Source organism: Chryseobacterium tructae (assembly GCF_030409875.1).
In the GTDB taxonomy this organism is placed as follows: domain Bacteria; phylum Bacteroidota; class Bacteroidia; order Flavobacteriales; family Weeksellaceae; genus Chryseobacterium; species Chryseobacterium tructae.
This window is the reverse complement of sequence record NZ_JAUFQR010000001.1, coordinates 1,861,235-1,876,934: the sequence shown is the minus strand read 5'-3', so window position 1 is coordinate 1,876,934 and position 15,700 is coordinate 1,861,235. Positions and strand designations below refer to the sequence as shown.

Here is a 15,700-nt window from a genome sequence, read left to right as displayed (position 1 = left end):
TGAGTAAAAAGAAACGCAAAGTATATGAGTAATTCCGCCTTATTGTAAGGAGGCAAAGGAATATGACTTTGTCGCTGATTAAACGGTATATTTATCCGCATGCTTCGACGAATCAACAAAGTTGATCCTATCTTTTGCTCCCTGAAAATACGCATAATGTAGCTAAAACTTTGCGTTTAAAGACATATCATCAATACATTAACCATCTGAATCAATAGTTTATACACAACCCTCCTATCCTCAATTAATGTCAGCCATTTTCTTTTCTCGCCTTCTTTGAATGATAAGATGTGCTGCATCCAGCATTTTAACAGTATGAATGTAGGGCATCACCATATTTCTTTCCGGTAGATTTTCATAGACACCCATGGAGAAATAGACGATTCCGGACATAAAATAATCAAATTCTTTGAGGGTGTATGCTCTGAATGCTTTTTTGAAAACCAGCAGCGGATTCCGGTATTCCTTCTCCGAAAGCAGGCCCAGAAGCCACGGGGAAATCTTTTCCGGCTGGGTATCTACAGTCCATTTTCTTTCCTTCAGCATGATGAGGTACCCTGCCCGGATCAACGACCGCATCGACTGATGAAACTGAAAGATAACCGCCGGATCTTCATTGATCCAACTATTCTTTTTTATTGCATAATTCATAATATTGCTGAGCCTTTTTTTGGAAACATCCAGCTCATTGAACTGAAAGAAATTTTCTATCAGCTGGAATCCTGAATGCTTCTTATCCGCCCGAAACCGGGTGTCAAAATCTGTTTTTATTTTTTTCATGAGGTTGTATTTTTTTATAAATGTAATAAAAGAAATTCAATTACGGTCGATCGACCGTAATTTTTTATTATTTAATTATTTCATTTGTTATATGACAGATATAAACGAAAAAATTTGTTCATACATTACAAAAAAATGGTTGATACCTTGGCTTCAAGAAGGCAAGTCACAAAATTCTTTTGCCAAAAGTCATGGTGTAGAAGAAAGTACCATTAGAAAAATTAAAAGTGAAGAAACCTACAGAATACCTGTTGAAACACTTTTTAAAATATGTGAAGCAAGAAAAATTAGTTTATCTGATTTCTTTAAACTTATAAATGAATAAATCCTGACGAAAGTTGGGATTTTTTTGTGATGAAAATTTTCTAGAAATACAGTGAAAGTACTGATTAAAAATTTGGAAGTCCTTTTTATTTTTGTTGTTTACGGGAAGCCATAACGCCATTATTTAGAGGATTAATACATTTGAATCTGAATAATCTATAAATTGATTTACAACCAATTTTATTTTCATGATATGCAAAAAATGAAATTGAATTTAATAATAATTATTTCTGCTGCATTGAATGTTTGGAGCTTTCAACAGATTGGTTTTAAGAAAAGTAAAGAACAATTTAAAAATAATCAATAATGGGAGAAGTATACCTTTTACATAGAGAAAACTTTAATAATCATGCACAATTAAATAATAATATTGTTATTAGAGAGGTTCTCAGTAAAACAGAAGCTGAAGATCTTTTAGAGATCCAAGAAATAATTAATAATGAAATTTCTGAAGAAATAAATCTCTTATCCGAAAAATCATTATTAGAATTAAACTCGTTTCGTTCAGAAGATTTATTTTTTTGTCTGGCTTTGGAGGGTGAAAGATGCGTTGGCTATGGATATGGAAATACAGACTTTGAACACAAAAATATGTTTTATATAGACACAGTTGGAGTTCATCCTCAATACAGAAATCGTAAAATTGGTACAGAAATCAAGATTAGAATTATACAAAAAGCTTTTGAAAAAGAACAAATAAAAATCGTTAAAGCAATAACTCAGCAAAATAATTTTACTACTATAGATATTAATAATAAATTAGGCTTTAAAAAAACTGAGCCATTAAAATAACTCCAAATCATATTTATAATTTAATCATGAAAACATTTCGACCTAATACTTTGGAAGAATTACTCTCTTTCAGCACAAAAATAAGAAAAGACGGATTCTCTCCATACTTAGCATTCTTTAGAGGGCAGATCAATGATTGGCCAATAAAACCAAGCATTACCAGAAATCCTGACCTCAGTGATGCTGATATTCTTGAAAAAGAAAAAATCTTTTTTGAAAATTATAATGAAGAAACACTTAAAATAAACGTTTTAGAACACTTTGATAAAGACTATACCAAATATGCGCAGGAATGGCATAATCTATTTCAAGCACAACATTTGGGATTTTATACCAGGCTAACTGATTGGAGTCAAGATTTTAACAGTGCAATGTTTTTTGCAATTGACGATGAATCGAAGACATATATTAATCATGACGGCGTGATATACTTGTACGAATGTCCTTACTATGGTGATCAATTAATTAATTTTCAAAGAGAAGAAGACTACAAGTTTTTTAATCAAAACCCATTTGATCTTGATAAAGCTTATATGGTGAAACACCATTCTCAGTTTCCTGATGACTTCGAAAATTACGCTGGAGAAATTAGAAGATTTAGACAAGATGGAAGTTTCATTATTTTAACATCAGAAGATATTAATAAGCCGATCGAAGAAATTCCTTATATCAATCATTATTTGACAAAAATATATATATCACCAGCAGTAAAAGCTGAAATTTCTAACTATTTAGATGAAGGTTTTAAAGAATTTATTTATTTTGCTTCAACTGAAGATAACACAACAGAGGTAGAAAGGATTAGAAAAATAACTTCTGAAAGTAATAATAAAATTTATTGGAATAAATAGAAAGTCATTCAATACAAAATATTTAATAATAAGCAAAATGAATAAAAATTTTTATAATGAATTACAATTTTTATATGTTTCTTTAACAGAAAGATTTTCAAAATATTCGGATTATCATTATGACGGGCTCTATAAATGTTATAACGGAAAATATTTCTTTCTACGAGATGAAAAAAGAGAGTTTTTAGAAAAACTATCAACAATTAAAATCGGAGATATTTATTCAAGTAAGTATAAAGAAGAAATAGGGTTTCCTCAACATTATCTAGATAGTTTTCTAGTAATGTTTCATGAAGACAAAGTGTGCATCATTGATGGGTTAGGGCAGATTATTCTTTACTATATTTTGTTTTCGTTTAGTTTAGAATTGGAAATTTTTATAAACGAATTGGATGATGCTAAAGAAAGATTAAAAGGCTTTATAACTTCTGACGAAAATTTCATTTATTTTGATTATGTTACTTTCTTTGAAAATTGGGCTAAAAAATTCGAAGGAAATAACGGCATGGAAATGCTAATACACCTTTTCACAAAAACAAATTCGAATATTATAACAATTAGCTTTAGCGGTAAAATAGAAATTAATTTCAGTGAAATTAAGGAAATGTATAGTAGACTAGAATATTTTAACTTTACTATATTACAATAAATATGTTGTTTTCATTAATCCTACACCTCCGATGAAATGTTCAAATCGTTTAAAAATTGGACACTTGAATTACAAAAACTTGGAAATAATGGAGTAGATCATTTTAAGAACCCAATGAAAAAAAACTTTAACATAAATTGAAAATTGGCAAAAAGAGATTTTATACAAGAAATAAAGGCAATAAAATCTAGAACAGAATTTAATTCTAGACATGATTTTAGCTCGAGACTTAATCATATTGAGTATGCATTAAGTGAGTTTATTAATTATAACGGAGATTATAATATTGAGATTTTAAAATATATACCAATTTCAACGGTTGCTTGTTTTGAAGCTTTTTTCAAATCAATAGTAAAAGAGTTTGTAGATTTCGGAGAACCATATAATAAAAATGTTTCGAATTTTAATCAATCAAAAAATATAAAATTAGATTTTGAAATAATTGCAGCTATACAAACAAAGTCTATAACTGTAGGAGAGCTTGTAGGTCATATATTGTCATTCAACAATTTTGAGGATATAAATTCAAATTTATCGGTTATTATTGGTAAAGATTTTCTAGATGAACTTAAAAACTTTAATAAAACTTCAGTATATAAGATTTCAAATATTTTAAATGATAGTAGAAGAAATCGTATACCAGAGATTGTAAAAAGTATAAAGGATACTTATGAATTTAGACATATTTTTTGTCATGAATTTGCTACAAATATAAATATAGAAAAAGATGTAATTATTAAAAATTTCAACAATTGTAAAGATTTTTTAGAGTTAGTCAACAATTTTGTTTGGGAAATTTTATATCCAAATTCACCTGAAACCCAAATAGAAATGAATGAAGAAGCAGATAATAGTTTTAAACAAAAAGATGAAGAGTTAAATCTTCTAATTGAATTTATTATTCATAATAAAGAAAATGTTGATGAAGATCACTCAATGAATATTGAACTGTTTAAAACAAGTATTCAGAAGTGGAAAAAATATAGAGAATCTGTGGCTCTATATCGCGCTAGTTCTTTTAAAGGAGGTTCTATGTACCATTTGATTCACTCATCTGCGTTGAAACAAATTACAGAGGAAAAAATTGAAAGTATAAAGAGTGAATTTGAAATTTTTTTAAGAAAAAACAATTACAATTAATTTTATATTTTGTTTGTTTTTCTAGAAAAAACACTTAACATTCTTTTTATAATTTTTCATTTTCAGGCACTAATTTTAAAATTTAGAATTAATGTAGTAAGTTTAATGTATTAAAAATAAAAACTTATAATTATGGGAAATCCAAATTTTAATTCAAAAATGTTAAAATACTTTTTTGACGGTAGTAATGATGTAAAAAGATTCATCCATTCTAGATATATGGAAGCTCAACTGGATTACTACGATTTCTTTAATATATTTTTGAATCAATATGGAATTGCAATTGGAATTGTTGCAAATATTCAAAACAATACCTACAGGGCTTACATCAATTATGCTCAAGAGAATATATTAAATATGCCAACAGGAGAAATAAATCTTGTTGAAGGAGTAAGTTCAGACGAAGCAAACATTGTTTTAGCTGAAAAATTAATAAGTATATTTGAAAACACAAATAATGATGATTGGACAAACCCGCTCTCCGAAGTCTCCTGACTTTGAAGCAAGCTTAAAGAAAACAACCTTATTTACCTGTCAAATCCAAAGACTTTACGATTCAAAATTCATAGATCAACAGGCTTCGCTTTTAACAATAAACTTTTGCATTCGGTGGTTTGGAAAAGCTCCAGTCCTTCCTGCCACCATTTCGTCATCTCTTCTTTATCAAATATAAATGAATGGGTGGTGAGTATCCTGTTGATAAAAAAGAAATTGATGTGTACGTTGGTGGTTGCCGCTTCCAACTGTGAAATAATAAGATCGTCACTGGCAATCTGATTCAGCATAAAATCTGTGGTACGGGCAAAAACATCCAATACATTCTGGAGAGGTGGATTATTGTATGACGTTTTTTCCAGCCGCAATACAATGGTATCTATGGATGATGCTCCTTTTTCCAGGGCATGCTGTAAAGGGATAAGGTTTCCAAAGCCTCCGTCGGCATATTCATTTCGGTTTTTCTGGCATAAGCTCATCAAAGGAACCATATTGGATGAAGCCCAGATCCAGTCGCAGAAATCCTCATAACGGTGTTCATTAGAAGACTTATACTCTATTTGCTGCGTTGTAAGGTTGGCTACTGTGACTACAATTTCTTTTTTCAGTTCTTTTATTCTTTCAAAATCCTGCTTTGTAAAACTATTGCGGATAAGATTTCTGAGGTTGGTACTGTCTCCTAATGTCTTTTGTCTTTTTATAAACTGCCTGATAATCCCAAGATGGTTGATCCCTACTTTTACTTTACCGTTCTTCTTCGTTATTTTAAACAGACAAACCGTAAAAATATCGGACTGCTCGATGGTGGTATACAACTTTTTAATTCTTTGGATATCTCCAAGAGCCAGAAAAGGAATCAGAAGACTTCCGGTTGAAGTTCCTACAAAGAGTTCATAGTCGTTTTTATGATGTTCTATAAGATGTTCAGCTACCCCACCAGCAAAAGCACCTTTGCTCCCTCCTCCTGAAATGACCAATGCTTTCATAATTGATTTAAAATTAACGTAGTACTAATGTAATAATAAATCAAATATGTTATTCATAATACATTCAGCCAACTACAAGATTGAGTACACCAAACATACATTCACCTGACTATTCCATGGATGGAAATTAAATCCTCCGCTCCCAGCTCAAAATCAGAAGACGTTGCGCAGCAGAGAGACTATTGGCAATTTCTTCACTCCTCTTTCCATTACTGCTTGCTAATGGCTCGTTATTATCAGATATCTTCGTAAATAAGGAACGAGATGCAGCGGTTTAAATTAGTTTTTACTCAAGCAATATCCCTGTAATTTCCTCATACAATGTTCGTAATTGTTTCTCTTTTATAGCATCGGTAAGCGTTCCCGCGTTTGTACACAGGACGACGCTGGTATTTTTGGAAGGAAAATAAAAAGCATAGGCACCGGCTCCGATCCCACTACCTTCGTGGCCGATGGCTTGCAGGCCACTATTGGTTTTATAAAAATACAGCCCTAAACCATATATCGGAGTACCCTGATCACTCACCGCAACCTTCATTTCTTCCAGTGATGCGGGTGACAATACCGTTTTGTCATGGAGCAGCTTGTAATAAAATCCCGCGATATCCTGAACAGAAGCCACAATACCGTCATCACCAATGAACGTAAGGACTGTACCCAACTGCAAGTGGCTCATATCGATAAAAGCACCATCTATTTCCAGATAGCTGGCCGTCGTCCCCTGAGGAGCCGTAATGCTTGCCGAGCCCGCTATATAATAGGTGCTGGAAAGTCCAATGGTGTTAATTATTTTGTCCGTAATATACTTTCGATGCCCGTTTGGAGTAACCCTATCTATAATAAGAGCCAGCAAGTGATAGTTTATATTGCAATACCCAAATGAAGTACCGGGTGCAAATTTTGCAGGTTGATTGTATATATAGCTCAATACCTGTTCGCTCGTCATAGGCAGTGGCCCTGTAACAGCATCGTTTAAAAACTGATCGTTATCTAAATAATCAGGAAGGCCTGATGTCATCGTAAGCAGTTGCCTTACTGTAATGATATTTCCGTTTGGCAGATGATTACAAATATCAAGAAGATAGGTGTTTACCCTGGCATCGAGATTAATTTTGCCCTCCTCTTTCAGTTTTAGGACAGCCACTGCGGTAAAGGTTTTTGAAATACTCTGCATATAGTGAAGGGCAGAAGCAACCATCGGCTTTTCATTAATTACCGCGTCTCCTGCAACCAGGGTATAATTCCCGGAAGCTGTCTTTACACTAAGGCTTAAGCCCGGGAAGTTGGACAAAGCTTTATCAAGTTTTTGCTGTGCCTGTGCTTTTCTATCGGCTGAGGAGTTTGAATCGTCATTGCTGCACGAGGTGATAAAAATAACAACAACTAGTAATAAGAACTTTTTCATAACATGTAATTTGAATTATTTACATGCAAAATTCATATAACAAAAATGAGAAGAGGTTTCAAAAGCTTAAAAGTGCATAAATTGGCACTTATTTCCTGGTATTTTTATATTCGTTTGGGGTCTGGCCGCTCATGACTTTGGAGTATGTTTCCCAAAATATTTTTAATTGCATGGCTCAAAGTCAGGAGACTTTGCCCAGCGGGCGATTTTTGCTACCGAAGCCTTCTGCTGAAAGTCTGGAAACTTTATGCAATAGACAATATTCGTAAAAAATTATTTAATACAAATATTTTGAGCCTCCTCTGCTGTATAATAATTGTTATACTTTATTATGGTCGAATCATTTAATATATATATTTTGGGAGAGTCAACACCTTGCTGTATTAAGCAACTTACACATATTGCTTTAAAAGAATGTTTTTTCCCTAATTCAATTTTAGTACAAACATCATTGGTATTCGGTTTGAATATTTCTATGACATCTTTATTATCAGCTATTAGGACGCTTACCGTTTTATCTTGTTTAACAGAAATTATTTTTCTTGTAATATTAATTGGCTTTGAACTGATCTTAATATTATTTGTTTGGCAATTACACATAATAGCAGGAAAAATTAAAAAAAGAATGCTTTTCATAATGTTATCTTTATTATTATAGTATTTATCATTATTTTTTCACTAGCTCCACTCTACGCCTTTTCGCCTTCCCTTGTTCAGAAATATTATCTGTCATTAGGTTTTTGCTGCCGAAGCCTTCTGCGGAAAGTCTTGCCTTATCAATACCTAAAGTCCGCTCTCCGAAGTCTCATGACTTTGGAGTATGTTTCCCAAAATATTTTTAATTGCATGGCTCAAAGTCGAGACTTTACGCAGTGGGTATACTAATGTCCATAACTGATTACTCTCGAAATTTTCCAGCCATCAGGAGTTTGTTTCCAAATATGTACAAATTTGAAAGTTCCACAATTAATTAATTTTTTATTTTCCAGACGGCAAAACTGATGAAGACCTGTTTGTATTGCTCCATACTCTTTTATTGGGTATACTTCAACACTCTTAGGAACAAGAATCCTTCTGGTGTATCCATAATTTTTGGCTACTCTTTCAAAATTATCAATGGTCTCATCATATCCTGCTAAACCTCCGACATCGTGAAAGAATTCAAGATCTTTAGTAAAAAAAGTTTTAAGCGTACTAATATCTCCTGCATTGGCTGCACTGAAAAGAAGACTATCTTTCTTTATAATCGTATTATAAAGTTCCTTTGAAACGGGTTCATAAGTTTTGGATTGTGAATGGTATCTAGCCCCTGATACAAAGCATATTGCCAATAAGAAGAATCGAATCAATATTATTTTGTTCATATTATTTTGTTTAGTTATTTTTTAATGATTGAATGCATTAGTCTTATAAGATATTTATCTAAGACTAAATTATCATTTTTGTTATGACATTCAAACTATTGCAAAATTTAACGTTGAAACAAAAAAAGTATATCATTACCGTACCTGCTAATTGTAGGCAATTAAACCTCAAAACTATTGTAACTATTTATTCCTTCTTATAACTTCTTTCACCCCGCTCTGCGAAGCCTCCTGACTTTGGAGCGTGTTTTACAAAATATGTTTAATTGCATGGCTCAAAGTCAGGAGACTTTGTGCAGTGGAGCTGTGACAACTTTATGCCTTCATATGTTTTAATATCCAGTTTAAACACTCTTTAGAATCCATGATGCTCCAGGAATGAGGATGTCTTGTACCATCCGGACGAATTCCACGATCATTGGTGATGACAAGATCAGCGTTTTTGTGGCCTTTTAGTCGCAATAGATTAATCATCGCTGTAATATCTGCCACATTAAGGTCGTAAATATCCCTTCCTCTGTTTTCCATCTGCCATATAATCCCCGGTTCTGTATAAATCAGAACAGGAATATTCAGAAGATATTTTGCATTGCCACCATCTTTTTCACGATAAGAAAACATAGATTCTCTTAGATAATTGACTCTGTTTTTATCCGGTGTACCGATGGCAGCAACCATTTCGGCAGTTAAGAACTTAGCTTCATTAGTTCCAATATCAGAGTAGTTTCTTTCGATCTCTCTCTGCAATCTGTAGTACATATTCTCGTAATCTAAGGGCAGATCAAGAGCAAATACAGAATTGGGTGTAAAGTAAGTGTTTTTATCCCTGATTGCTCTTTCAGCATAGGTAACCGCCAGCATTCCACCGCCGGAAAGTCCTCCAATTGATATTTTATCTTTGGAAATTTTATGCTTTTCCACTGTATCTTTTACAATCCTGTCTAAAAACTTCTGCTCTGTATGAAATCCAAAATCCCCATCTTCCCAGGTTGGAAGTAATACGATGAGATTTTTTTCCAATGCCAGATCATCCAGATTAATCTGATTCATTACTTTTTCGCCATTTTCACCTCCTCCGGGTAAAATAACAAGTATCCCTTCAGCTTTATCCTTCGGAACCAATTTCAAATAATGGTTCTGGGTATCTTTAAAAGTGATCTTTTCAGGAGTCTGTCCAAAAAGGGGAGCACAAAACATTCCCAGTAGAAGGGTAAAGTATCTGATCTTCATAATTAAATAGTTTATTATTGATTATAACGCTGTTCTCAAAAAAATATTTGATTCATAAAAAGGACACTCTTGCGTTCCGGAATCTCCTGGCTTCGAAGCAAATTTAAAGGTATTATTCTTATTTTAACAGTTTAAAGTTGGCGAAGTTTTTTTCGGTAGAAATTTTCTTCTCAATTGTTATATATCCACCAATAAGCATACAACTCATTGTCAAAAACCATTGTTTTTTTGCTTACAAAAAATGATATAGAAAGATTACATCTCCTGTATAAGCAGGTTTACCCTGATTTTTTATCAAAAGCTTTGCTTCAACCACTACTTTTACGGTTCCTCTGAGGTCAGTAACCGATTTTATGGTTGCTTGAAGTTTTACATCGCTGTCTACCGTTACAGCCTGACCAAATTTGAGGTTCTCAATCCCATAATTGATTTCCATTTTTACGTTTCTTACATCGGCAATTTGTTTCCAGAGATAAGGAATTAATGATAATAGTAAATAGCCATGAGCAATGGTAGATTGAAAGGGGCTTTCTTTTTCAGCCCTTTCCTTATTAATATGAATCCACTGATCATCTAAAGTAGCTTCAGCAAATTTGTTGATTTGCTTTTGGTCTATGGTGTGCCAGTCAGAAAACCCAACCAGTTGGCCTTCCAAAGCTTTATATTCAATAAAATTGTTGATGATAATCATTCTATTCTCTTGTTTTTATAGTAAGCTGGCTCGTATTCTTTTCCTAAAAAGCCTCTCACATAACGTGTGAGAGGCCAATGAACATAATGAAAATAAAAAGTAATCTAATTTGCATCCATGTTCTTTCAAACAATATGTCCGGAAACCAAAGGTTCTTGGACTTTGAATTGATAAAAATATAAAAATATGATACTGAAATTGAAAATAATATTATTTCAAACAGATGATATTAAAGGGTAACTTATGCCAGTTTTACATTAATAGCATTTAAACCTTTATCACTCTTCTGTACATCGAAAACGACTTTATCATTTTCACGGATTTCTCTTGTGGCTAACCCTGATGAATGTACAAATATATCCTTACTCCCGTCTGAAGGAGAAATAAATCCGAAGCCTTTTGCTTCATTGAAAAATTTTACTGTGCCTTGTTGCATTGTAATGAGTATTAAAATTATATATTATTTTCTGTAAACTCTACAGATTTTATTTGTAAAATGATCTGACCGGCATTGTGAAGCCAATCAGTTTTTGAATATTCTTAAGATCTAAACGCTCATCGGCATCGCAAAATGAAATGGCGGTACCTTCCGTTCCTGCCCTTCCGGTTCTTCCAATCCTGTGAACATAAGTTTCCGGAATATTGGGAAGCTCATAGTTTACTACATGCGGAAGATCATCAATATCAATTCCTCTGGCTGCAATATCTGTAGCGACCAATACTTTAATCTTACTGCTCTTAAAATCATCAAGTGCATTCTGTCGTGCTGTCTGAGATTTATTCCCATGAATTGCTGCGGCAAAAATCCCTACCCCTTCCAATTGCTGAACCAGCTTATTGGCTGCATGTTTAGTACGGGTAAAAACTAATGAACGTCTCATGTTTTCGTCTTGCAACAAATCAATCAGTAAACCTGTTTTATCCCTTTTTTCAACAAAATAAACAGATTGCTTCACCGTTTGTGCCGTTGAAGACACCGGAGAAACAGTAACCTCTACAGGTTTATTCAGAATGGTTTCTGCAAATTTCCTTATCGTTGCGGGCATTGTAGCTGAAAAAAACAATGTCTGTCTTTTCTGAGGAATGAGTCTCAAAACTTTTTTTACATCATTGATAAACCCCATATCAAGCATTCTGTCTGCTTCATCCAAAACAAATATTTCTATTTTAGAAAGATCAATATGTCTTTGATTGACCAAATCCAACAATCTACCCGGTGTAGCCACCAGAATATCTACTCTTTTTCTAAGAGCAGCCAGCTGATTACCTACCGGAACTCCTCCAAAAACAGAGAGTTGTGATAAAGGCAAATATTTGCTGTAAACAGCAAAGTTCTCTTCAATCTGTATCGCCAATTCGCGGGTTGGAGTAAGTATTAATGTTCTTATCTCTTTATGTTCAGGAGTATATTTTTTTAGAAGCTGCAGGATAGGCATTGCAAATGCTGCTGTTTTTCCCGTACCTGTCTGAGCACATCCAATAATATCCTTTCCGGCAAGAACATGAGGTATCGCATTACACTGTATTTCAGTAGGCTTTGAATACCCTGCTTCTGTAACAGCACGGATAATCGGATTGATTAAATTTAAATTTTTGAAACTCATCATAATTTTCGGGTTCCGATATTTTGTAAGCAAATTCACTTTCTGGAATTTGAATGGGTGTATTATTAGGATGAACAAAGAAATTTTTTCTATTCATTATTTTACTTGCTTCACTTCCGATACATTATTATGTAATATTCATGAGTTGCAATAGCGTACCATTCTAGGATGAAAAGACCTGTATATCGTTTTCACATTTGAACCCCGATTGATAATTGGGTAGCTGAAAAAGCAGAGACTGAAAGAAAAAATTGTGATTTTAAACTATTACAGAATGGCAAAGGCAGAAACCTGTTTTATAAATGTTCTGCAAATGTACAACAAAATAGCTGAGCAATAATTAATTTAATCAATTGATTATCAAAAATATATTCGTAGCTTACACCCATAACTGAATTGTTTGCCCACGCGGATGATTTTTAAAATTGAATCCTTTGCAAACGTCACTCCCCATAACTCATCCTCATTTACAGGCATTAGAACAATCTGCAACTCCGCAAGTTAGAATTGCCTATTTTATTATGATACATCATAGGTCTGATGTATTTAAAGCAATGTTCCAGAAGATTTATACAAGGGATCAATTCTACCTTATCCATATTGACAGAAAAGCTACGGCAGAACTCACCGAAGAAATACAACTATACCTGGTACATTTTCCTAATGTATATATTTTGGAAAGTATGAATATTGTGGCTGGAGGCTTTAGTATGATCCAGGCTGAACTCAATGCAATGGAATACCTGTTGAATGCAAGCCATGAGTGGGATTATTTCATCAATTTAAGCGGTGAAGATTATCCCTTGAAATCACAAAATATTATCCGTAATTTTCTGACAGTTAATAATGGCAAAAATTATCTTTTTTATTATGACCAGAAATTTTACAGGCCTGACACCCTTCAACGAATACAAAATCATTTTACAGAGCTGACTCATAAAATCTCTTCATTAATTTATAAAAGAGAATTTATGAAAGGGGTTATCCCTTATATTGGCGGGAAATGGCTGATTCTTACAAGAGATACCTGTTTCTTTTTGACCAATAATAAAAGGGTAATGGACTTTGAAGACTATTACCTTCATACCCTTTTACCAGCTGAATCATTTTTCCAGACTGTTCTTCTCAATACAACATTTAATGATATTATTGTGAATGATGATAAAAGAGCAATTATCGAAAAAACAATTTTTAATAAAGAGCTATATGCTGATAATTTCATTAAAATCTTAAAATCCAGCAATCATCTTTTTATTAGAAAATTGAATCATAAAACAAGTAAAAGTATTCTAAAATATATAAGTGATACTTATCTTGTCCCTTTAGCTGAAATTAATGAAATTGAAAAAGAACTGCAGAGAGATAAGAGACAAAATAATTGATAAAAGTTTAGCAAAATCTATAAACAAATCCATAGATGTTTATTTTGCATCTGCTGTTATTAGAAAAGCATCTTTTTCATTTTATATAATGCTTTCTTTAAACAATTTAATAACTTGACTACTTATAGCGGTGATGACCATTATCAGTAACTAAACTGTTTAGGAATAATTCAGGTTTTCTTTTACGAGGCTTCCCTGCTCTCCAAAATCTCCTTACTTTGGATCAAGTTTAAAGGAGATGATCTTATTTACGAGCTCAAGGTTGGAAGACTTGGCAGCAGCAAAGTATAATTTCAAAAAAAGTACAGTCTTAAAAGAATACAATTATCTCATTTTGATGAGTGAGAGCATTACATCTGATTCAAAACGTTTATTGAACTCTTTCTACTTGTTTTTTAAGGAAGTTAGACAGTTCTTGTATGTACTAATCAAAGCTTCTGCTACAATTTTGGGATCTTGTTGGTGTATTCCATGACTGTAACGCGGCAACAAGATAAGCTGGCTACTATTGTTATTTTTTATCATTCCGGCATAATGGTTTATTCTCAATTCATCTAATTCTTTCCACCACGGGATTAAATTGATCCCTAATTTCAGGTTTTCATTCATCTCTGTTTCATAATGTTCAATATGCTTGTTGTATGAAATCATTACGGTTACAGGGATATCTTTAAGAGGTTGTAAGGATTTATATTTTTTAAAGAATTCCGGTGAACTTTCATTTAACTCTCTCTTTGCCTCATTTCGAAAACCATCTGATATTGAGGGATCATTTATAATATTTTTAAGGTTTATCATAAATAGTTCCCTATAGCCTGTAGAACTTGATGTATTTATTTTCACTTTGTTGTCTTCATCTTTTGTAAGCATAAAATCTGTAGGATCTATAAAAAACAGACCACAAACTTCATTTGGATACATTGAGGCATACAGACGGATAAACGGGCCACCTATAGAGTGTCCCACTAATAGATAAGGTGGATTTATTTTTAAAACCACTAACAAATCATGAAGTCTTTTGATAACATCTTCATCTGTCTTTATGGAGGTATCGATTTCTGACTCTCCAATTCCATTTCTGTCATAAACGATCCCTACAAAACTTTTTTGTATGAAAGGAAGCAAACTTCCATAGCCTCCACCTCCTGAACCGAGACCGCTTTCAAAGATTACTATGGGTTCATTAGCTTTTCTTTCATCAAGTCCAAAAGTTTTATATGCAATTTGCTTATTGTTAACGGATACAAATTTTCTCTCAGAAGTTTGCGAAAAAACTAATGTTGTTGAAAAAAAAGTAATACATAAAGATATTATTAGAGCTTTCATCTTTTTTGATTGGGTATAAGTATCAGATCTTACAATTACTGTTAATTTAAAAAAAGACACGCAATGTGCATTCTGAATATTTTAAACAATATTAATGAATTTTCAGATGACTATATACTTTAATGTACGATTTAAATATGGTATTGTCTTAAGGCAAAAAAGCAAGACGATTTACCCCAACTACACCAATTTTAAATCGCTTATTTTCAAAACATAGTGCTAACAAGATTTCCATATCAGGAAAAAGAGTTTGGATAACGTCCTACCTACAACAAAAACAGTACTGCTTATTTTAAAAGGGGTTATTTTTTAAATTTCCACAGTTCTTATTTCCATTTCTTTTTTAATAAATAATCTTAATTGAACTTATTTCTCAATTTAAAAAAAGAAATCATCAGCTGTGCTATAAATTTGTTGTGTCAATTTGCATGAAAGAGCTATCTTTAAAAAATCTTTAGAACAAGCTTATAAAAAATTGATTTATACTACACTTTTAAATATCGCGATTTTTCAGGGATTAATATTAGGCTTGGTTATTTTAAAATCTTCCCTCTTCAATAGTCAGTCAAATAGATATTTAGCCTACTTGTTGTTTGCACTTTCCTTTGTTTTATTGAATTACGTTTTTGAACTTGAAGGCGCATTTAAATCCTATCCTTTGCTATGTTTTCTGGACTATAT

17 protein-coding genes are annotated in these 15,700 nt (G+C 32.6%); 7 read left to right on the top strand and 10 right to left on the bottom strand.

From position 1 onward, the window contains the following. Positions 1-240: 240 nt before the first annotated feature. Positions 241-780 (bottom strand): hypothetical protein, encoded by a 540-nt coding sequence (locus QWZ06_RS09230; RefSeq protein ID WP_290297437.1) that lies wholly within the window; start codon positions 778-780, stop codon positions 241-243. 91 nt (positions 781-871) lie between these two features. On the opposite strand from QWZ06_RS09230, the gene QWZ06_RS09225 reads away from it, so the two are divergent. The 6 genes from QWZ06_RS09225 to QWZ06_RS09200 all read left to right on the top strand — a co-directional run bounded on the left by QWZ06_RS09225 (position 872) and on the right by QWZ06_RS09200 (position 5,031). Further along, positions 872-1,105 carry a helix-turn-helix domain-containing protein gene (locus QWZ06_RS09225; protein ID WP_290297436.1) on the top strand — a complete coding sequence of 78 codons (234 nt, stop codon included), beginning with the start codon at positions 872-874 and terminating at the stop codon, positions 1,103-1,105. Positions 1,106-1,410: 305 nt separating this feature from the next. Continuing rightward, positions 1,411-1,896 (top strand): GNAT family N-acetyltransferase, encoded by a 486-nt coding sequence (locus tag QWZ06_RS09220; protein WP_290297434.1) that lies wholly within the window; start codon positions 1,411-1,413, stop codon positions 1,894-1,896. Positions 1,897-1,946: 50 nt separating this feature from the next. After that, entirely contained in the window at positions 1,947-2,747 is an 801-nt protein-coding gene (locus QWZ06_RS09215; RefSeq protein WP_290297432.1) for an FRG domain-containing protein, read from the top strand. Positions 2,748-2,784: 37 nt separating this feature from the next. Next, the gene (locus QWZ06_RS09210) at positions 2,785-3,396 is read left to right on the top strand and encodes a hypothetical protein (RefSeq protein WP_290297430.1); all 612 of its coding nucleotides are present in this window, start codon (positions 2,785-2,787) and stop codon (positions 3,394-3,396) included. Between the two features lie 144 nt (positions 3,397-3,540). Beyond that, positions 3,541-4,536 carry a lysozyme inhibitor LprI family protein gene (locus tag QWZ06_RS09205; RefSeq protein WP_290297428.1) on the top strand — a complete coding sequence of 332 codons (996 nt, stop codon included), beginning with the start codon at positions 3,541-3,543 and terminating at the stop codon, positions 4,534-4,536. A 132-nt stretch (positions 4,537-4,668) separates the two neighbouring features. Beyond that, entirely contained in the window at positions 4,669-5,031 is a 363-nt protein-coding gene (locus tag QWZ06_RS09200) for a hypothetical protein (protein ID WP_290297426.1), read from the top strand. Between the two features lie 68 nt (positions 5,032-5,099). On the opposite strand, the gene QWZ06_RS09195 is transcribed toward QWZ06_RS09200, so the two are convergent. The 8 genes from QWZ06_RS09195 to QWZ06_RS09160 all read right to left on the bottom strand — a co-directional run bounded on the left by QWZ06_RS09195 (position 5,100) and on the right by QWZ06_RS09160 (position 12,311). Continuing rightward, on the bottom strand, positions 5,100-6,017 hold the full coding sequence (locus QWZ06_RS09195; RefSeq protein ID WP_290297424.1) for a patatin-like phospholipase family protein: 918 nt from the start codon (positions 6,015-6,017) through the stop codon (positions 5,100-5,102). Between the two features lie 286 nt (positions 6,018-6,303). Beyond that, positions 6,304-7,308, bottom strand: a complete 1,005-nt coding sequence (locus QWZ06_RS09190; protein WP_290297422.1) for a serine hydrolase domain-containing protein — start codon at positions 7,306-7,308, stop codon at positions 6,304-6,306. Positions 7,309-7,695: 387 nt separating this feature from the next. Then, positions 7,696-8,058 carry a hypothetical protein gene (locus QWZ06_RS09185; RefSeq protein ID WP_290297421.1) on the bottom strand — a complete coding sequence of 121 codons (363 nt, stop codon included), beginning with the start codon at positions 8,056-8,058 and terminating at the stop codon, positions 7,696-7,698. 245 nt (positions 8,059-8,303) lie between these two features. Next, positions 8,304-8,786 (bottom strand): nuclear transport factor 2 family protein, encoded by a 483-nt coding sequence (locus tag QWZ06_RS09180; protein WP_290297419.1) that lies wholly within the window; start codon positions 8,784-8,786, stop codon positions 8,304-8,306. 315 nt (positions 8,787-9,101) lie between these two features. Then, positions 9,102-10,016: a hypothetical protein gene (locus QWZ06_RS09175; protein WP_290297417.1), complete on the bottom strand. Its 915-nt coding sequence runs from the start codon at positions 10,014-10,016 to the stop codon at positions 9,102-9,104. 232 nt (positions 10,017-10,248) lie between these two features. After that, the gene (locus QWZ06_RS09170; RefSeq protein ID WP_290297416.1) at positions 10,249-10,707 is read right to left on the bottom strand and encodes a MaoC family dehydratase; all 459 of its coding nucleotides are present in this window, start codon (positions 10,705-10,707) and stop codon (positions 10,249-10,251) included. A gap of 241 nt (positions 10,708-10,948) precedes the next feature. Beyond that, positions 10,949-11,143, bottom strand: a complete 195-nt coding sequence (locus tag QWZ06_RS09165; RefSeq protein ID WP_290297415.1) for a cold-shock protein — start codon at positions 11,141-11,143, stop codon at positions 10,949-10,951. 49 nt (positions 11,144-11,192) lie between these two features. Then, positions 11,193-12,311: a DEAD/DEAH box helicase gene (locus QWZ06_RS09160; RefSeq protein ID WP_290301320.1), complete on the bottom strand. Its 1,119-nt coding sequence runs from the start codon at positions 12,309-12,311 to the stop codon at positions 11,193-11,195. 434 nt (positions 12,312-12,745) lie between these two features. Between QWZ06_RS09160 and QWZ06_RS09155 the strand changes: the two genes are divergently transcribed. Then, complete coding sequence (locus tag QWZ06_RS09155; protein WP_290297413.1) at positions 12,746-13,693, top strand: beta-1,6-N-acetylglucosaminyltransferase; 948 nt, start codon at positions 12,746-12,748, stop codon at positions 13,691-13,693. Positions 13,694-14,077: 384 nt separating this feature from the next. Here the strand turns inward: QWZ06_RS09155 and QWZ06_RS09150 are convergent, their stop codons facing one another. Beyond that, the gene (locus QWZ06_RS09150; protein WP_290297411.1) at positions 14,078-15,079 is read right to left on the bottom strand and encodes an alpha/beta hydrolase; all 1,002 of its coding nucleotides are present in this window, start codon (positions 15,077-15,079) and stop codon (positions 14,078-14,080) included. Between the last annotated feature and the right edge of the window lie 621 nt (positions 15,080-15,700).

Excerpts from the sequence above, each read along its gene's own strand:
- QWZ06_RS09180 (WP_290297419.1), bottom strand. The coding sequence starts at position 8,786 with ATGAACAAAATAATATTGATTCGATTCTTCTTATTGGCAATATGCTTT.
- QWZ06_RS09160 (WP_290301320.1), bottom strand. The coding sequence starts at position 12,311 with ATGAGTTTCAAAAATTTAAATTTAATCAATCCGATTATCCGTGCTGTT.
- QWZ06_RS09230 (WP_290297437.1), bottom strand. The coding sequence starts at position 780 with ATGAAAAAAATAAAAACAGATTTTGACACCCGGTTTCGGGCGGATAAG.
- QWZ06_RS09200 (WP_290297426.1), top strand. The coding sequence starts at position 4,669 with ATGGGAAATCCAAATTTTAATTCAAAAATGTTAAAATACTTTTTTGAC.
- QWZ06_RS09175 (WP_290297417.1), bottom strand. The coding sequence starts at position 10,016 with ATGAAGATCAGATACTTTACCCTTCTACTGGGAATGTTTTGTGCTCCC.
- QWZ06_RS09165 (WP_290297415.1), bottom strand. The coding sequence starts at position 11,143 with ATGCAACAAGGCACAGTAAAATTTTTCAATGAAGCAAAAGGCTTCGGA.
- QWZ06_RS09225 (WP_290297436.1), top strand. The coding sequence starts at position 872 with ATGACAGATATAAACGAAAAAATTTGTTCATACATTACAAAAAAATGG.
- QWZ06_RS09220 (WP_290297434.1), top strand. The coding sequence starts at position 1,411 with ATGGGAGAAGTATACCTTTTACATAGAGAAAACTTTAATAATCATGCA.
- QWZ06_RS09210 (WP_290297430.1), top strand. The coding sequence starts at position 2,785 with ATGAATAAAAATTTTTATAATGAATTACAATTTTTATATGTTTCTTTA.
- QWZ06_RS09185 (WP_290297421.1), bottom strand. The coding sequence starts at position 8,058 with ATGAAAAGCATTCTTTTTTTAATTTTTCCTGCTATTATGTGTAATTGC.
- QWZ06_RS09170 (WP_290297416.1), bottom strand. The coding sequence starts at position 10,707 with ATGATTATCATCAACAATTTTATTGAATATAAAGCTTTGGAAGGCCAA.
- QWZ06_RS09195 (WP_290297424.1), bottom strand. The coding sequence starts at position 6,017 with ATGAAAGCATTGGTCATTTCAGGAGGAGGGAGCAAAGGTGCTTTTGCT.